This window comes from Hymenobacter sp. BT491 (genome assembly GCF_014349165.1).
GTDB lineage: Bacteria > Bacteroidota > Bacteroidia > Cytophagales > Hymenobacteraceae > Hymenobacter > Hymenobacter jejuensis.
Genome location: NZ_JACSJJ010000005.1, coordinates 16111 through 32450 on the forward strand (window position 1 = coordinate 16111; position 16340 = coordinate 32450).

8 protein-coding genes are annotated in these 16340 nt (G+C 56.0%); all 8 read left to right on the forward strand.

Going from position 1 to position 16340, the window contains the following annotated elements; genetic code table 11:
• The first annotated feature begins 182 nt into the window (after positions 1–182).
• Positions 183–1124: a vWA domain-containing protein gene (locus tag H9I52_RS19910; protein WP_222940585.1), complete on the forward strand. Its 942-nt coding sequence runs from the start codon at positions 183–185 to the stop codon at positions 1122–1124.
• An 11-nt stretch (positions 1125–1135) separates the two neighbouring features.
• A complete protein-coding gene (locus H9I52_RS19915; protein ID WP_187455303.1) occupies positions 1136–2116 on the forward strand; it encodes a tetratricopeptide repeat protein in 981 nt (326 codons plus the stop codon).
• A 260-nt stretch (positions 2117–2376) separates the two neighbouring features.
• Positions 2377–3561 carry an acetyl-CoA C-acyltransferase gene (locus H9I52_RS19920; protein WP_222940586.1) on the forward strand — a complete coding sequence of 395 codons (1185 nt, stop codon included), beginning with the start codon at positions 2377–2379 and terminating at the stop codon, positions 3559–3561.
• A gap of 285 nt (positions 3562–3846) precedes the next feature.
• Positions 3847–8373 (forward strand): glutamate synthase large subunit, encoded by a 4527-nt coding sequence (gltB, locus tag H9I52_RS19925; RefSeq protein WP_187455304.1) that lies wholly within the window; start codon positions 3847–3849, stop codon positions 8371–8373.
• Positions 8374–8376: 3 nt separating this feature from the next.
• A complete protein-coding gene (locus H9I52_RS19930) occupies positions 8377–9849 on the forward strand; it encodes a glutamate synthase subunit beta (protein ID WP_187455305.1) in 1473 nt (490 codons plus the stop codon).
• Between the two features lie 276 nt (positions 9850–10125).
• A complete protein-coding gene (locus H9I52_RS19935) occupies positions 10126–11529 on the forward strand; it encodes a toxin-antitoxin system YwqK family antitoxin (protein WP_187455306.1) in 1404 nt (467 codons plus the stop codon).
• A gap of 640 nt (positions 11530–12169) precedes the next feature.
• The gene (locus H9I52_RS19940) at positions 12170–14635 is read left to right on the forward strand and encodes a TonB-dependent receptor domain-containing protein (RefSeq protein ID WP_187455307.1); all 2466 of its coding nucleotides are present in this window, start codon (positions 12170–12172) and stop codon (positions 14633–14635) included.
• A gap of 1058 nt (positions 14636–15693) precedes the next feature.
• Positions 15694–16161 carry a carboxypeptidase regulatory-like domain-containing protein gene (locus H9I52_RS19945; protein WP_139517567.1) on the forward strand — a complete coding sequence of 156 codons (468 nt, stop codon included), beginning with the start codon at positions 15694–15696 and terminating at the stop codon, positions 16159–16161.
• The last annotated feature ends 179 nt before the right edge of the window (positions 16162–16340 follow it).

Genomic DNA, 16340 nt, shown 5'->3' on the forward strand with positions numbered 1-16340 from the left:
CGCAAAAACAAACTCTGTCGAAAAAATTATCTTTCATCTTTCAGTTGCTGCAACGCCTCTTTTTGCGTCCTCAGGACGTTATATTTGCTTTCATGCGGCCCTCTCCTGCACGCTTTTACAATGACTATTAGCCAGTTGCTGTTTTGCTGAATTGGGCATATCCACTTTCTTGGCCGGAAATATTGGCGGCAGCATTATTTGTGTTGCTGTATCTGGGCTACGTGTTCCGGACCCGGCGATTGGCGACGCCGCTGGAGCAACGGGGATGGCCCGTTGGCTGGAAGCTTGGCTTGCGGCTGCTTTATTTCCCGTTGCTTTTAGTGGCCTTACTCGGGCCGGCATATGGCGTTACGCAACAGCCGGTACGCACCTCGGGCAAGGATGTGTGGCTGCTCGTAGATCTCTCCCGTTCGATGGACGCGACCGATGTTGCTCCTTCGCGCTTACAAAAGGCTAAGGCTGAGCTAACATCCCTCGTCAATCGTTTTCAAGCTGACCGCATCGGGCTGATTGTATTTTCTTCCGATGCTTTCATTCAGTGCCCGCTTACGTACGATCAGGTTGCTTTGCAGTTGTTTATCAACACTTTACAGACTACCTTAATCCCAGCGGGAACCACCGATCTGGCGGCACCGCTTGAACTGGTTCTGACCCGTGTAGGCGCCACTCCTCAGACGGTGGGCGGACCGCCGCGGGCCACGGCACTGGTGCTGGTAAGCGATGGCGAAGACTTCAGCGACAATCTGGAGCCGACGCTGCGGGTGCTGGCCCGTTCGGGGGCCCGGTTGTTTGCTATGGGCGTCGGTACGCTGGAAGGAGCGCGGTTAGCGAAGCCCCACGGCCGCGGTTTTGTGCGCGACAATCGGGGCCGGGATGCCGTTACGCGGTTGGCTCCTACGACTTTACGGCGGTTGGCCGAACAGACAGGAGGACAGTATTTCGAGCTGACGGACGCTCACAATGAGTTTCCGTTGCTGGTAAATGCCTTGAACCGAGTGGAAGGCCAAGCCGAACAAGTCAGGACGGTGGCTGTGGCCGACAACCGCTACCGGTTTCCGCTGGTGATAGGCTTGTTGCTATTTGCGCTGGATATTTTGCTGACTGTCAAAGTAATACGATTGTGAAAAGCGCGATCTTGATCAGTATTCTTCTCCTGAGCACCTGGAGTGCCCTCACGCACATCCGCGACCGCAACGCGGCAGTGCGTAAAGCGGAACTGGCCTATTCCCGCGGCGATTTTGACGGAGCGGCTCGCTCTTACCGCCAAGCAGTAGAAGCATTTGGTGCGCAGGACGAGTCCATCCTGCTGAACTTAGCCCACGCCAGCGCGCGCGCTGGGCAGCCTGTGACTGCACGCAGTTATTACAATCGATTGCTTACCAGCAAGTTAGTTACTACACGCAGTGTAGCGCAGCAGCAACTGGCCGTGTTAGCGGCCCAGAAAGGCGATTATGCCCAAGCAACGGCCCTTTCTCGGCGGGCACTCCAACTCAATCCCAACAACGCCGAAGCACGCTACAATTACGAAGTATTGCGCGAGTACCTGACGCGTAACCCCAACCAACCTCACCTGCCCAGGTCGGCACCGCAACCTTCGGCTGCCGGAGACAAAGAGCGGCGCCCCCGCGATCCGCAAAGTCAGGCCGATCAGCCGCGTTCCAAAGCTGGCAACGACCGCACCGGCGAACTCAACGACCCAACTCAGCCCACCGATCCGCTCAATGCCCCACAGCGGCAACCCGATGCCAACGGCCAGCGCGATCCCGATCGCCCTAGCGAAACCCCTGGCTCAGCTGCGGCGGGCGGTTTTCAGCCGGGCTCGGGCGCTAATCGGAGCGTAGCACAAGGCTCTGAGCCGGGCGATGTGCGTGGCTTAAGCTACAACGCTCGCGGCCCCGAAGCCAGCGAGGGCCGCGGCCGACGGGCGGGCACCGAGCAAGCCGCTTTCGACGAGGCCCAGCTTCAGACTCAGCGTGCCCGCCTTCAGCAAATGAACGTGAGCGCGGGCCAAGCGCGGCAAATCCTAGATGCTTTGCATGCTTCGGAGCAGCAGTATTTGCAGCAACTGCCACACAAAGGCACATCTAAAACAGCGTCTGGCAAGCCTAATTGGTAAGAAGAGGAAAAAATATTTATTATGTAAATACTTGAACTTCAAGCATTTACATAATTACCATCTTGCCTTACTGTTAGCGATAGTTTGGCAAAGTTTATCCGGCAGCGTTACATGCCGAGGCAAGTTGCAGTGTTTTACAGCCAAATGGTTGAGCGAGCGGTTTACCGTTCATTTTGTTCTACCGAAGTGGCCGCATACAGCTGCCAACGCAATTAGTACCTTTACAGCCTAATCTAACCACCCACCCCCTCTCTTATAGTATGCAGATCAAAGAAGTGGTAATCGTCGCCGCGGTGCGCACCCCCATTGGCTCCTTCGGCGGCAGCCTATCCTCCCTTTCAGCCACCGATCTCGGCGCCATTGCGCTGAAAGGCGCGCTGGAAAAAGCCGGCGTCGATCCGAAAGAAGTACAGCAGGTGATTATGGGCAACGTGATCTCCGCCAATTTGGGCCAGGCTCCGGCTCGTCAGGCGGCTCGCAAAGCCGGCTTGCCCGACACCGTCGAATGCACAACCGTCAATAAAGTGTGCGCTTCGGGCTCCAAAGCCATCATGTTTGCCGCCCAAGCCATCATGCTGGGGCAGGCTGATGTCGTGCTGGCGGGCGGCATGGAAAGTATGTCGAATGTGCCCTACTACCTCGATAAGGCCCGTTTCGGGGCCAAATACGGCCACGGCCAAATGATTGATGGCCTGGTGCGCGATGGTCTGTGGGACCCGTATCACGATTATGCTATGGGCAATGCCGCCGAAAATACGGCCAAAGAAATGGGCATCACGCGCGAAGAGCAGGACGCCTTCGCCATTGAGTCGTACACGCGCAGTGCCAAGGCGGCGAAAGAAGGCAAGAAGAAGGACGAAATTGTGCCAGTGACCATCGAAAGCCGGGGCAAAACCACTGTCATTGAAGACGATGAGGAGTATCTCAAAGTGGATTTCGCTAAAGTTCCGGGTCTGAAGCCGGCCTTTATTAAGGAAGGAGGCACGGTTACGGCGGCCAACGCCTCTACCCTCAACGACGGCGCGGCCGCTGTTCTGCTAATGAGCCGCGAAAAAGCCGAAGCGCTTGGTATTAAGCCACTTGCTAAAATCCTAGGTTTTGCCGACGCTGAGCAGTCTCCCGAATGGTTTACGACTTCGCCCTCACTTGCCATCCCGAAGGCGTTGAAGCATGCTGGTGTGGAAGCGCAGAATGTTGATTTCTATGAAATTAACGAGGCTTTCTCAGTCGTGTCGCTGGCTAACAATAAGCTACTGAACCTAGAAGGCAGCAAGGTAAACGTGTATGGTGGGGCTGTGTCGCTGGGTCATCCGCTGGGTGCTTCGGGCGCGCGCATCGTGACTACGCTGCTGAATGTGATGCGCAATGAAGGCGGCAAAATCGGCGTGACCGGCATCTGCAACGGCGGTGGCGGCGCTTCCAGCATCGTGCTAGAAAAGCTGTAAACCCTTCATTATCAAATAAAAAAGCCGCGCACCCAATGGGTGCGCGGCTTTTTTATTTTTCCTGGTTAATTAGGACGAATCAGTAATACTCATTACAAATTTCATAAACATATACCTGATTCATTAAAAATATTGTAATAAATCAACGATTGCATTAGCACGCTTCGGGCTTTTATGTACATTAATTGTTAATTTATGCAAATTCACCTGTTTGACTTTGCTTAAACGGAGCTTGGCTCATGGAATTGCCAAGTTGAACTCTCATCTACGATACCGAAATAGCTGATGAAGCCGTTCTCTAATAACGAGCCGGGGTTGTATCGCCAAGAGTTTGAACACGACTCCTGCGGCACAGGATTTATCACCCACATCAACGGCCACAAATCCCACCAGACCATCAGCGATGCGCTGACGATGCTCGAAAATATGGAGCACCGCGGCGCCTGCGGCTGCGATTCCGATTCGGGCGATGGTGCGGGCATTCTTTTTCAGCTGCCCCACGTTTTTTTGCTGGAAGAGTGCTTAGACCTTGACATCTGTCTGCCTGAAGCGGGGCAATATGGCGTCGGCATGGTCTTTTTGCCGAAACAAATTGCGGCCAAGGCAGCTTGCAAGGCGGTTATTAGCAAATCGGCGGAGAAGCTGGGCATGAAGGTGTTAGGCTATCGCCGTGTGCCGGTCAACCCCGCCGGAATCGGGGCAACGGCCTTGGCGGCTGAGCCAGATATCGAGCAGGTATTCGTGGCGCGCCCAGTGGCTATTGCTACGTCCGAAGATTTTGAGCGCAAGCTGTATGTGTTGCGACGCTTCATTACCAAAACCGTTTCCGAAACGGTGAAAGTGGGCGGTGACCAATTCTATTTCACATCGTTTTCGTGTCGGGTCGTTGTCTACAAAGGCCAGCTAACTACCTATCAGGTAAGGAGTTACTTTACCGACCTTTCCGACGAGCGCGTTACGTCCGCCTTCGGGATGATTCACTCCCGTTTTTCTACCAATACGTTTCCGTCGTGGAAGCTGGCGCAGCCGTTCCGCTTGCTGGCGCACAACGGCGAGATTAACACGCTGACGGGCAACCTGAACTGGTTCTATTCGGGCCTGCGCTCCTACGTTTCGCCGTATTTCTCGGCCGAAGAAATGGACATGCTGCTGCCCGTGATCGACAACAACCAGTCGGATTCGGCATGCCTTGACAACATCGTGGAGATTCTGCTGCACTCGGGGCGCTCACTGCCGCACGTCATGATGATGTTGGTGCCGGAAGCTTGGGACGGCAACACGCAGATGGATCCGCTCAAAAAGGCCTTCTACGAGTTCCACGCCACGTTTATGGCGCCCTGGGATGGTCCGGCGGCCCTCACTTTTACCGATGGCACGACCATCGGCGCCATGCTCGACCGCAACGGGCTGCGTCCGTTGCGCTACCTCGTCACGAGCGACGACCGCGTAATTGTGGCTTCCGAAGCCGGCGTGTTGCCGATTGCGGAAGAAACCGTAGTGGCAAAAGGCCGTTTGCAGCCCGGCAAGATGTTCTTGATCGACATTGCAGCCGGCAAAATCATCACCGACGAGGAGATAAAAGGTGAACTCGGGGCGCGTCAGCCGTATGGTCAATGGCTGGAAAACTATAAGATCAGGCTGGAAGAGCTACCCGAACCACGGCAGGTTTTCACCGATCTGGCCGCGGATGCGGTGTTCAAATACCATCAGGTATTTGGCTACACCCGGGAAGATATCGACATGATTATCAAGCCTATGGCGCTGGATGGGAAAGAGCCCATCGGGTCGATGGGTACCGACGTGCCACTGGCCGTCCTCTCCGACCGGCCGCAGCACCTTTCCAGCTATTTCAAGCAGTTTTTTGCCCAGGTTACCAACCCACCTATCGACCCGCTACGCGAGCGGCTGGTGATGAGCTTGGCGACCTTCATGGGCAACAACGGCAACATCCTCGACGAGGACAAAATGCACTGCCACTGCGTAGCCTTGCAACAGCCCATTCTGACCAACCAGGAGTTGGAGAAGCTGCGCAGCATCGATACAGGCTTGTTTCAGGCCAAAACGCTGCAAACGTACTTCAAGGCCGACGGGCAGCCGGGCTCTTTAAAAAAAGGACTCGACCGGCTTTGTCGCTACGCGGAAGACGCTGTCAACGACGGCTTTACAGTTTTAATTCTCACCGACCGTGCGCTTGACTCCGGGCACGCCCCTATTCCGTCGCTGCTGGCTGTGTCGGCGGTGCATCACCACCTGATTAAGAAAGGCTACCGCGGCGCGGTGGGCCTGACAGTGGAGGCCGGCGACGTGTGGGAAGTACATCATTTTGCTTGCCTGCTGGCTTTTGGCGCTACCGCCATCAACCCGTATCTGGCGCTGGCCAACATCCAGACGATGAAAAACGAGGGCAAGCTCGACACGCACCTCGACGCCAAGCAGCTGTCCAAAAACTACATCAAAGCCGTGTGCGACGGGTTGCTGAAGATCTTTTCGAAGATGGGCATCTCGACGCTGCAATCGTACCACGGCGCGCAAGTGTTTGAGATTCTGGGCATTAACCAAGAGGTTGTCGATCAGTATTTTACGGGAGCAGTTAGCCGGATCGGCGGGTTGGGCCTGGATGAGATCGCGCGCGAAACCTTGTATAAGCACAACCACGGCTTCGAAGGCTCGGTGGCGGAAGTGCCGTTGCTGCCGGAAGGCGGCATCTATCAGTGGAAACGCCGTGGCGAGGCGCACCTCTTCAATCCGCAGACGGTGCACTTGCTGCAACATGCCACGCGCTCAAACGATTACGAAACCTATAAGCGCTACGCCAAGCTGGTAAATGAGCAGGGCGAGCAGATGTACACGATTCGTGGCCTGCTGGATTTTGCCCATCATCGCGAGGCTGTGCCGCTGACGGAGGTAGAGCCTGCGGAAAGCATCATGAAGCGTTTTGCGACCGGTGCCATGTCGTTTGGGTCGATCTCGCACGAGGCGCACAGCACGCTGGCCATTGCCATGAACCGCATTGGAGCCAAAAGCAACACGGGCGAAGGCGGCGAAGACGAAAGCCGGTACGAGCGCCTGCCCAACGGCGACTCGATGCGTTCGGCCATCAAGCAGATTGCGTCGGCGCGGTTTGGCGTCACGTCGAATTACCTGACCAACGCCGACGAGCTGCAAATCAAGATGGCGCAGGGCGCCAAGCCCGGCGAAGGCGGGCAACTCCCTGGGCATAAGGTAGATGACTGGATTGCAAAAGTGCGGCACGCGACGCCGGGCGTCGGGCTGATTTCGCCGCCGCCTCACCACGATATCTACTCCATCGAGGATCTGGCGCAGCTTATTTTTGACCTGAAGAATGCCAACCGCGCCGCTCGCATCAACGTGAAGCTGGTGTCGAAGGCGGGAGTAGGCACCATTGCGGCCGGGGTGGCCAAGGCACACGCCGACGTCATCCTGATTGCGGGCTACGACGGCGGCACCGGCGCCTCCCCCATCAGCTCGATCAAACACGCGGGTTTGCCCTGGGAGCTTGGCCTAGCCGAAGCCCATCAAACGCTGGTGCGCAATAAGTTGCGTAGTCGCGTGGTGCTGCAAACCGATGGTCAGCTGAAAACCGGCCGCGACCTAGCCATCGCAACGTTGTTGGGCGCCGAAGAATGGGGCGTGGCCACGGCGGCGCTGGTGGCCGGCGGCTGTATCATGATGCGCAAATGCCACCTAAACACCTGCCCGGTCGGGGTGGCCACACAAGACCCGGAGCTGCGGAAGCTGTTTACGGGCGAGCCGGAGCACATCGTGGCGTTGTTCCGCTTTTTGGCGGAGGAAATGCGCGAGATCATGGCCGAACTGGGCTTCCGGACGGTAAATGAGATGGTGGGCCGCGCGCAGTTTCTGAAAGTGCGCTCCAATATCGAGCACTGGAAAGCCAAGAAAATCGACTTATCCCGCATCATTCACCCGGCTGCTAACACGGGCGGTGCGACGCTTTACAACAGCGAGGCGCAGGATCACGGGCTGGCCGAAGTGCTGGACTGGCAGCTGCTGGAGCACGCGCAGCCGGCCTTGGAGCAACGCATGCCGGTATTCGCGTCGTTTGAGGTAAAGAACACCGACCGCACCATCGGTACGCTGCTTTCCAACGAGGTTTCCAAGCGTTATCAATCGGCAGGCTTGCCGGCCAATACCATCAACTTTAAGTTTAAAGGCTCGGCGGGCCAAAGCTTTGGCGCGTTTAGCACCAAGGGCTTGTCGTTTGAGTTGGAAGGCGAAGCCAACGACTACGTCGGCAAAGGCTTGTCGGGCGCGCAGCTGGCCATATATCCATCGGCGGAAAGCGAGTTGGTGCCGGAGCAGAACATCATTATCGGCAACGTGGCCTTGTACGGTGCCACTTCCGGCGAGCTGTTTGTGCGCGGACAGGCTGGCGAACGCTTTGCAGTGCGCAACTCCGGCGCTACAGCAGTAGTGGAAGGCGTGGGCGACCACGGCTGCGAATACATGACCGGCGGCCGGGCCCTGATCTTGGGCAAAACCGGCCGCAACTTCGCCGCGGGCATGAGCGGAGGCATTGCGTGGGTGTACGACGCCGACGGCACCTTCGCCGAGAACTGCAACACCGAGATGGTGGAACTCGACCCGCTCTCGACGGAAGATGAAGAAGAAATCAAGACGCTGCTTCAAAAGCATAAATCCTTGACTAACAGCAATTTAGCCAATTACTTATTAAGTAGCTGGCCCGATGAAGTGGGGCGGTTTGTCAAGGTATTCCCCAGCGAATACAAGAAGGTTTTGCAACGGATGGCGTCTTATCAAACGGTACAGTAAGGCATGGGAAAAGTAACAGGCTTCAAAGAATTTGACCGGGAGCAGCCGCCCAAAATTGCGCCGCAGGAGCGGGTAAAAACCTACCAGGAATACGTGGGCATGTACTCCGAGGAGCAGCTCACCAAGCAAGCCGGCCGTTGCATGGACTGCGGGGTTCCGTTCTGCCATTCGGGCTGCCCGCTGGGCAACGTAATTCCGGAATTCAACGATGCAGTGTACCGGCATGACTGGGAGGAGGCGTACAAGATTCTCGCCTCGACCAATAATTTCCCCGAATTCACCGGCCGGATTTGCCCCGCGCCCTGCGAATCGGCGTGCGTACTAGGCATCAACAAGCCGCCGGTTTCCATCGAAGAAATCGAGAAGCACATCATTGAAATCGCGTTTTCGAAAGGCTACGTGCAAGCCAAAGCGCCGATTCTGCGGTCGGGCAAAACGGTAGCGGTGGTGGGTTCTGGCCCGGCGGGCTTGGCCGTGGCAGCCCAGCTCAACAAAGCCGGTCACCAAGTGACTGTGTTTGAGCGCGATGACCAGCCCGGTGGCCTGCTGCGCTACGGCATTCCTGATTTTAAGCTCGAAAAATGGGTAGTGGAACGTCGTATCCAGCTCATGCGCGAGGAAGGCATTGTGTTTCAATGCAATACCGAAGTCGGCAAAGACATTCCGGCCGACACGCTCACGCGCGATTTCGACGCCGTGGTGCTGGCCGGCGGCTCCACCATTCCGCGTAACCTCCCAATTCCGGGCCGTGAGCTGAAGGGAATTCACTTTGCCATGGATTTCCTAAAGCAGCAAAATAAGCGCGTAAGCAACCTCGAAGTTGCCCAAGAGCCCATCGTCGCCACCGACAAAGACGTGGTCGTGATTGGCGGCGGCGACACCGGCTCCGACTGCGTGGGCACTTCCAACCGGCAGAAAGCCAGATCGGTACGCCAATTCGAGGTAATGTCGCAGCCGCCCAGAGAGCGAACTTCAACCATGCCGTGGCCAACCTACCCGATGATTCTCAAAACCACTAGCTCGCACGAGGAAGGCTGCGAGCGGCATTGGGGCATCAACACCAAGGAGTTCATCGGCGACGCCGACGGCAACCTGCAAGCCCTGCGCGTAACGGATGTAAGCTGGGAAACCGATTTTCTGGGTCGCCCGCTGAAATTTACAGAAGTAACTGGTTCTGAGCGCGAAATTCCTTGCCAACGCGTTTTCCTGGCGATGGGCTTTTTGCACCCGCAATACCAAGGCCTGCTGGAGCATTTGGGCGTGGAACTCGACGAGCGCGGCAACGTGAAAGCCCGCGAAGGCGCTTTCCAAACCAGCGTGCAAAAGGTATTTGCAGCCGGCGATATGCGCCGCGGACAGTCGTTGGTGGTCTGGGCGATTTCGGAAGGCCGCGAAGCCGCCCGCAAAGTGGATCAGTTCCTGACGGGTGGCAAAACGGCGCTTCCTAGCAAAGACGCGGTGGGCATGTTCGCTTAAAAGCAGTGCACATACAAAAGCCTCATATTCAGCTGAATATGAGGCTTTTGTATGTGCAAGTGGTCCTGCTGAGCGCAGTTGAAGCATTTCTAGTTCGGCGGAAATCAATACCGTTACAACGTCGATGGGAGAAACGCTTCAACTGCGCTCAGCAGGACCACTTGTTTTCATGAATTGATTTCGTGTGCCGCAAAAGCGAAAGCGCTAAAGCACTCGCTAGAAGTTGGTTGCAGAATTGCTACGCACTTTGCGGCGATTTCCTGCGTTCTTGCTCCTATGAAACGACTGCTTTTGCTGCTTCCCCTCCTATTGCTCGCTTCCCTGACGCACGCGCAAAAGCTGCGCAGGTTGGTTACTTATCAGGATTCGACCAACACCCGGGTGAAGGAAGTTTTTACGGCACTCGTCGGGGCCGATACCGTGATGGAGGGCTCGTACAAGCGGTTTTATCGCTCGGGCAAGCTCGAAGCCCAAACTCGCTACACCGCCGGCAAGCGCGACAGCGCCTACGTCGAGTTCTTCCCCAATGGCAAGCACCGGCTGGAAGTGACTTTTAAGCAAGGCGTGCGCCAAGGTCCTTTCCGCACGTTCTACGATACCGGTAAGCTGGCCCAAGAAGGCACGTACGAAAACGATCAGCCTTCCGGCACACTCAAGTCTTACCACCCCAGCGGCGAGTTGAAAATGGAAACGACCCTGGCCAACGGTCAGCCGGCCGGCCCAGTGCGCGAGCTGTACCCGTCGGGTAAGCCCAAATCGGAAATTACCTACGTAAACGGCCAAGCCAACGGTCCCGTCAAGACGTTTTTCCCCAACGGCCAAGTGCAGAGCGAAGCCACTTACCGCAACGGCTTGCTGGCCGGTCCGCTCAAAACCTACTACGACAACGGCCAAGTAGAAACCGAGGTAATCGCCGACAAATCGGGCCGGGGCACCTACCACAGCTACTATCCGTCGGGTAAGCTTCGCACCGAAGGCACCTACGCTGCGGGCGCCGTGCAGGAGCGCGCCGTCAAGAATCCGCTGGGCGACGACCTTACCAAACGGGCGTCTGCGCTGGCTTCCAGCACCGCTAACCTCGACGGCCCAGCGAAATCGTACTACGAAAGCGGTGCGGTGAAAAGCAAAATGACGTACCGCAACGGCGTGTTAAACGGCTTATCCCAAGACTTTTTTGAGTCGGGGAAGATGCAGCGGCAAATCGAATACGCCAACCAAGCCCGCGACCGCAAAATCACGGCGTATTACGAAGATGGCTCGGTGAAAGAGGAACAGCAGTTCAAGAACAACCAACCCGTTGGCACGTGGCGTACCTTTTACGCCGGCGGCAAGCAAGCCCAGACCCAGGAAACCTATCAAAACGGCAAACTGGCCGGGGAAAAGATTACCTACTACCCCACCGGCACTGTGCAGAGCAAGGTAGCTTATGAGAATGGCCGCGCCACCGGAACGGGCCAGGAGTTTTACGCCTCAGGTAAGCTCAAAGCCGAAACCGCGTACGTCAAAGGCCTGAAAATGGGCGCGTTCCGCCAGCTCCGCGAAGATGGCACTACGGAAATCACTGGCGCTTTCCGCAACAACAAAGAAACCGGCGTCTGGACGTATTTCGGCCCGGATGGCAAGTCAGTGCAAAAGAAGAAAACCTTTCGCAACGGTCAGGAAGTAACCGCAGCTAAGTAGATTTTCTTTAGATAGTTGCCTCTCTTTTCCCCCGCGCCTGTCATCCTGAGGCACGAAGGATCTTCTCACGCCTCCCAACCTCTATGGTTCTAGCGTGAGAAGGTCCTTCGTGCCTCAGGATGACAGGCGATTTTTGTTCAAGCAGGTAGTAGTTAGCCTCGTGTCAGTAGCCTCAAGATTGGTTTTACTGGGTAAGCCCTCACTCCTTACTTCAATATAATTATCTCATTATCAATATTTTACATACATGTTTATCACATTTGTGAGCCTTTCTTAGCTTCTCACCCATTAACTAGATTAATTTATTTATCAAGGTACCTTGCGTCGCATAGTACCTTCGAGTATATTTGTCACAGTAATTAGAATAACACACTGTCTCTTGCCACTGCCCAAACGGGGCAGCCCCAACGACATACCGGGGCGCTTTCCCGCCGAATAGGCAGGCCAGAATTGCTTTGTCAAAACTTAGAAAAAGACAAAAAATCTGGTCTTTTTATTCATCTGAGAGCGCGTAGACTGCTTTTCTCATAAGCATCTGAACATTTACTACTCGAATCTCTGCAGAAGGGCTTCCAGCGGAACCGCGGCCGCCTGGGACAGCCCCCTATTGCCCGATTCTTCCACTTCCTTTTCTACTTGTATGAAATCCTCTACGCTGTTTAGCCGGGCACAAAAGTGCCTGGGGTTGTTGGTTATGCTCTTTCCGCTGGCTATCACAGACTTACAAGCTCAAAATCCCGGTGCGGTTTCGGGTACTTTGCTAGATCACGGCAACGGACAGGTCTTGCCCTTCGCCAATGTTGTGTTGCTCCGGCCCCAAGACTCCAGCTTCGTGGCCGGTGCACAAACAACTGATAATGGCGCATTTATCATCGACAAGGTGGCCCTGGGCAAGTACTTGGTGCGGGCAACCGTAATCGGCTACAAGCCCTTACGCCGCACTGTAGACCTGACCAGCGCCGCTCCGGAAGCCAAACTAGGCCCTTTGCGCCTGATTTCGACCGCCACCCAACTTGCCGGCGTGACGGTGCAGGGCGAGCGGGCCGCCGTGGAAGATAACCTTGATAAAAAGGTGATTAACGTAGAAAAAGACCTGAGCAGCGTAGGCGGCTCGGCCGTGAACGTGCTGCAAAACGTACCTTCTGTCACCGTCGATCAGAACGGCAACGTGAGCATGCGCGGCAGCAGCAACATCACCGTGCTCGTCGATGGCAAGCCCAGCGGCTCAGCGACGGGCGGCATGGGCATGCGCCTCGAACAGATTCCGGCCAGCTCGATTGAGCGAGTAGAGGTAATCACCAATCCATCAGCGCGTTATGATGCGGCTGGTTCGGGTGGGGTGCTGAACATCATCCTGAAAAAGCAGAAAAAAGATGGCTACAACGGCCAAGCCATTGCCAACCTGGGCACCCGCGACAAATACAGCACCTCGCTGAGCCTAAACCGGCGTACGGGCAAGCTCAACGTGTTTGGCAGCTACGACGGCCGCAACAACCGGTGGCACAACCAGAATTCTACCCAGCAACGTGCTGATGTAGAAGGCGTTCTGCTAAGCACCAATCAGGATTCGCGCAGCCAGCAGCACGGCCGCGATCACAACGGCCGCCTCGGCCTCGACTACACGATTTCGCCGGAACAAAGCCTGACGGTGACTGTGCAGCCCAACCTGCACCGCTCCAACAACGTCGGCAACCAGATTTCGCGCCTCCAGACCGGCAGCGAGCAGCCCACTTTCCAAACCAACCGCACCGATGTGAGCGAGAACGTGAACGTGCTCGACGCTTCCACCGACTACCGTCGCACGTGGGCCCAGCACAAAGGCCGCGAGCTGACCGGCAGCCTCAACTATACGGGCCTGTTGGCTGATGTGGTTGTCGGACAACGACTTACAGAAGGCGCTCCGGACCTCACTGCGTGGAAGCAGGACTTCCATGTTCACCTCGATGCCCTGGAGTTCCAGTCGGACTACGTGCATCCACTGGATTCCACGGGCCGCATCGACGCGGGATTAAAAAGCCAGTGGCAAACCAACAACGGCACCGATGATTACCTACGCCAGAATGCTGATAACCAACAATATGCGCAAGTACCGCAAAACTCGTTCGCCTATAATTTCCAGGAATACCTGCAGGCGGGCTACGTGACGTTCCAAAACCAACTGGGCAAGTGGAACTACCAAGCCGGCGTTCGGGGCGAATACACGCACACCCAGGGCGAGGTGCGCGGTGGCAAAGGGCAGTTTAACCTACAGTATTTCAACCTGTTTCCTTCGGCGCTGGTAGCGCGCAAGCTGCCCGGCGATCAGCGGGTGCAACTCAGCTACTCGCGCCGCCTCAACCGGCCGGGGTTCATGCAGCTGTTGCCCTTTCCGATCTACCAGGACCAGCGCAATTACCGCCAGGGCGACCCCAGCCTGCGCCCCGAATACATCAATAGCCTGGAATTTGGCCACCAGATTTCGAAGGGCCAAGCCACGCTGAGCACTACCCTCTTCTACCGTCAGACCAACAATTCCATCCAGCAGTTCCGCACCGTCGATACGGCGGCCACGCGCCTGAACGATGCCGGCGGCATTGTAGCCGCCATGTCGTTTCGCAACTACGGGCAGGCCACTAGCTTCGGCGCAGAAATGTCTTTAAATCAGCCTCTTACCAAATGGTGGCGCCTAACGGCTTCGGGTTCGCTGTTTCGCAACAGCATCACGGCGGCAACCGGTACCGAAGCCACACGCAACAACCTCACGGGCACTTTGCGTTTGCTCAACACCTTCAATCCCACGCCCAAGCTCGATGTGCAGCTAACCGGCAACTACCGGGCGGCCGTCATCACGCCGCAGGGCCGCATCGAGCCGATCTACAACGTGGATGTAGCCTTGCGCCAGCGCCTCTTCAACGACCGCGCCGCCCTGACGCTGCGGGTGAGCGATATTTTCAACACCCAGCGCCAGCGCCTCTCGGCTTATTCGCCGGGCTACGAGGCCACCGGCAACTTCAAAAACGAAACCCGCGTGGGCTACCTGGGCTTCTCGTGGTACTTCGGCTCGAACAAACCTCCTAAGAAAATCGAGCAGCAACCCCAGGGCAGCGGTGGGGGCTTCGGGGGCTAAGGCCAGCTATGCGGCGCTACTCTCCTCTTATCGCAACAGCGCCGGCAGCATTCGTCGGCACTGTTGCGATTTTTTTATTACCTGTTAGTAACCTTTCGCTTTTCCCGAAGTATTCTCGCCGAACTCCCTCCTTAACAACCAGCCAGTTGCACCTATCAATTACTCAACACGGCCTGGATTGCTCAACAAAAAAATTTCTATATCCGAGAAAATACTTTCCTAAATGTTAACGTTCTAAAGCAACCTACGAAATACTTCGTAGTCTATGTTTCGAAAGCACTTCCTAGGCAGCCGCCCGAAAAGCAAGCTCCGAGTTTCCTCCCCCAGATGCGCCTGCTGCCATTCTCTTTTTACGCATGATGAAAGCTGTTTTTGATCTCTACCGAGCCCGCCAGCCAGGATGCAACGCGCGGAGCGGTTCCCTCCCCAAGCTGCTACCTATCACATCATCGTGCGATTGTTCGCCGCGGTGGGAGACTCTAGCTTTGCAACGTAAAATTAAGAACACCTGATAGTTGCTTTAACAAGCCTTTTCCCCTTCTCTGATGCCTGCGCCTGCTGCCTTCGCTGTCCTTCAAAAATCAGATGCAACAATTTTTGAACCCCTTGGGCAACCCTTCAGAACGGCCGCGCATCTTTAGTAATGAAAGCCCGATCAGAAATCGTTGATCCGGCATCCCCTCCTTCTTCTTAGCTATCTACTTACCATTTAAGCACTTCTGGAAGTGCACTGGAAAAATGGAAACTGAAAATAAATTTAACAAGTACCTTGCTTTACATAGTACTGTACACTATATTTGTTCTGTTCTTTAGCTCCACCCGCGGCGCCCTTGCAGCCTCTCTACCGCAAAGCCCGCCGCCCTCGGAGACCTCCTGATCGACAGGATCAGGCCTTGTCCCACCAGTTGCTTAGCTTCTAACTGACTGGGCTTGAATCAGAAAATTTACTGACCGGACCGCGCCCCACGACCGAACCGCGGCGGCCCCAAGCGCAGAGACCGGCCAGCCTTGCCCACAGCTCATTCGTCCTTCTCCTTTCTTTTTTCTCTTCTACTGCTATGAAAACCTCCTTCATCAACCGCACTCTTTTTGGTATCATCTTCGTTCTGGCCTGCCTCCAACTCTCGGCCCGCACCTTCTACAACGGCACGCTCACGGGCAAGCTGCTTGATGGAGAAACGAATGAACCTATCCCTTACGCCACCGTGGCCCTGCTCAATGCCGATGACAATGCCTACATCCGCGATGTAAAAACCGATGCCAACGGCAGCTTCAAGGTTGAAAAAGTGCCTTTCGGCAAATACAAAATGAGCACGACGGTGCTGGGATATCAGCAAATGCAGCCCAAAGTGGTCTTCAACGCCGTGCAAACGCGTGTTGCCGTCGGCCAAGTGGCGCTACAGCCTGTGTTTCGCACAATGGTGGCTCGCACTGCTGCCAAGCAAAACGTGGCCGGCAAGAGTTGCACCAAACCCGGCATGGCCTGCAACACGGCGGTTCGCCCTGCCGCCAAACAGCGCTCGTAACGGCGAGCTTCTGCACTGATCATCAACCAACTCTTAAGCGGCGAGGAATAGCAAGACAGACACCCTCGCCGCTCACAAACAACCCGTTTCGCCCCCTTCTGAGCTATGAAAACCGAAAGCCCCGACCTACCAGTCGGGGCTTTCGGTTTGGGGTGGGTTACCTGTCCGCCGGGGCGGCA

What these genes read in the sequence shown, in the direction of transcription:
- H9I52_RS19920 (WP_222940586.1), top strand. Translation starts at nt 2,377, where the DNA reads ATGCAGATCAAAGAAGTGGTAATCGTCGCCGCGGTGCGCACCCCCATT.
- H9I52_RS19935 (WP_187455306.1), top strand. Translation starts at nt 10,126, where the DNA reads ATGAAACGACTGCTTTTGCTGCTTCCCCTCCTATTGCTCGCTTCCCTG.
- gltB (WP_187455304.1), top strand. Translation starts at nt 3,847, where the DNA reads ATGAAGCCGTTCTCTAATAACGAGCCGGGGTTGTATCGCCAAGAGTTT.
- H9I52_RS19930 (WP_187455305.1), top strand. Translation starts at nt 8,377, where the DNA reads ATGGGAAAAGTAACAGGCTTCAAAGAATTTGACCGGGAGCAGCCGCCC.
- H9I52_RS19940 (WP_187455307.1), top strand. Translation starts at nt 12,170, where the DNA reads ATGAAATCCTCTACGCTGTTTAGCCGGGCACAAAAGTGCCTGGGGTTG.
- H9I52_RS19945 (WP_139517567.1), top strand. Translation starts at nt 15,694, where the DNA reads ATGAAAACCTCCTTCATCAACCGCACTCTTTTTGGTATCATCTTCGTT.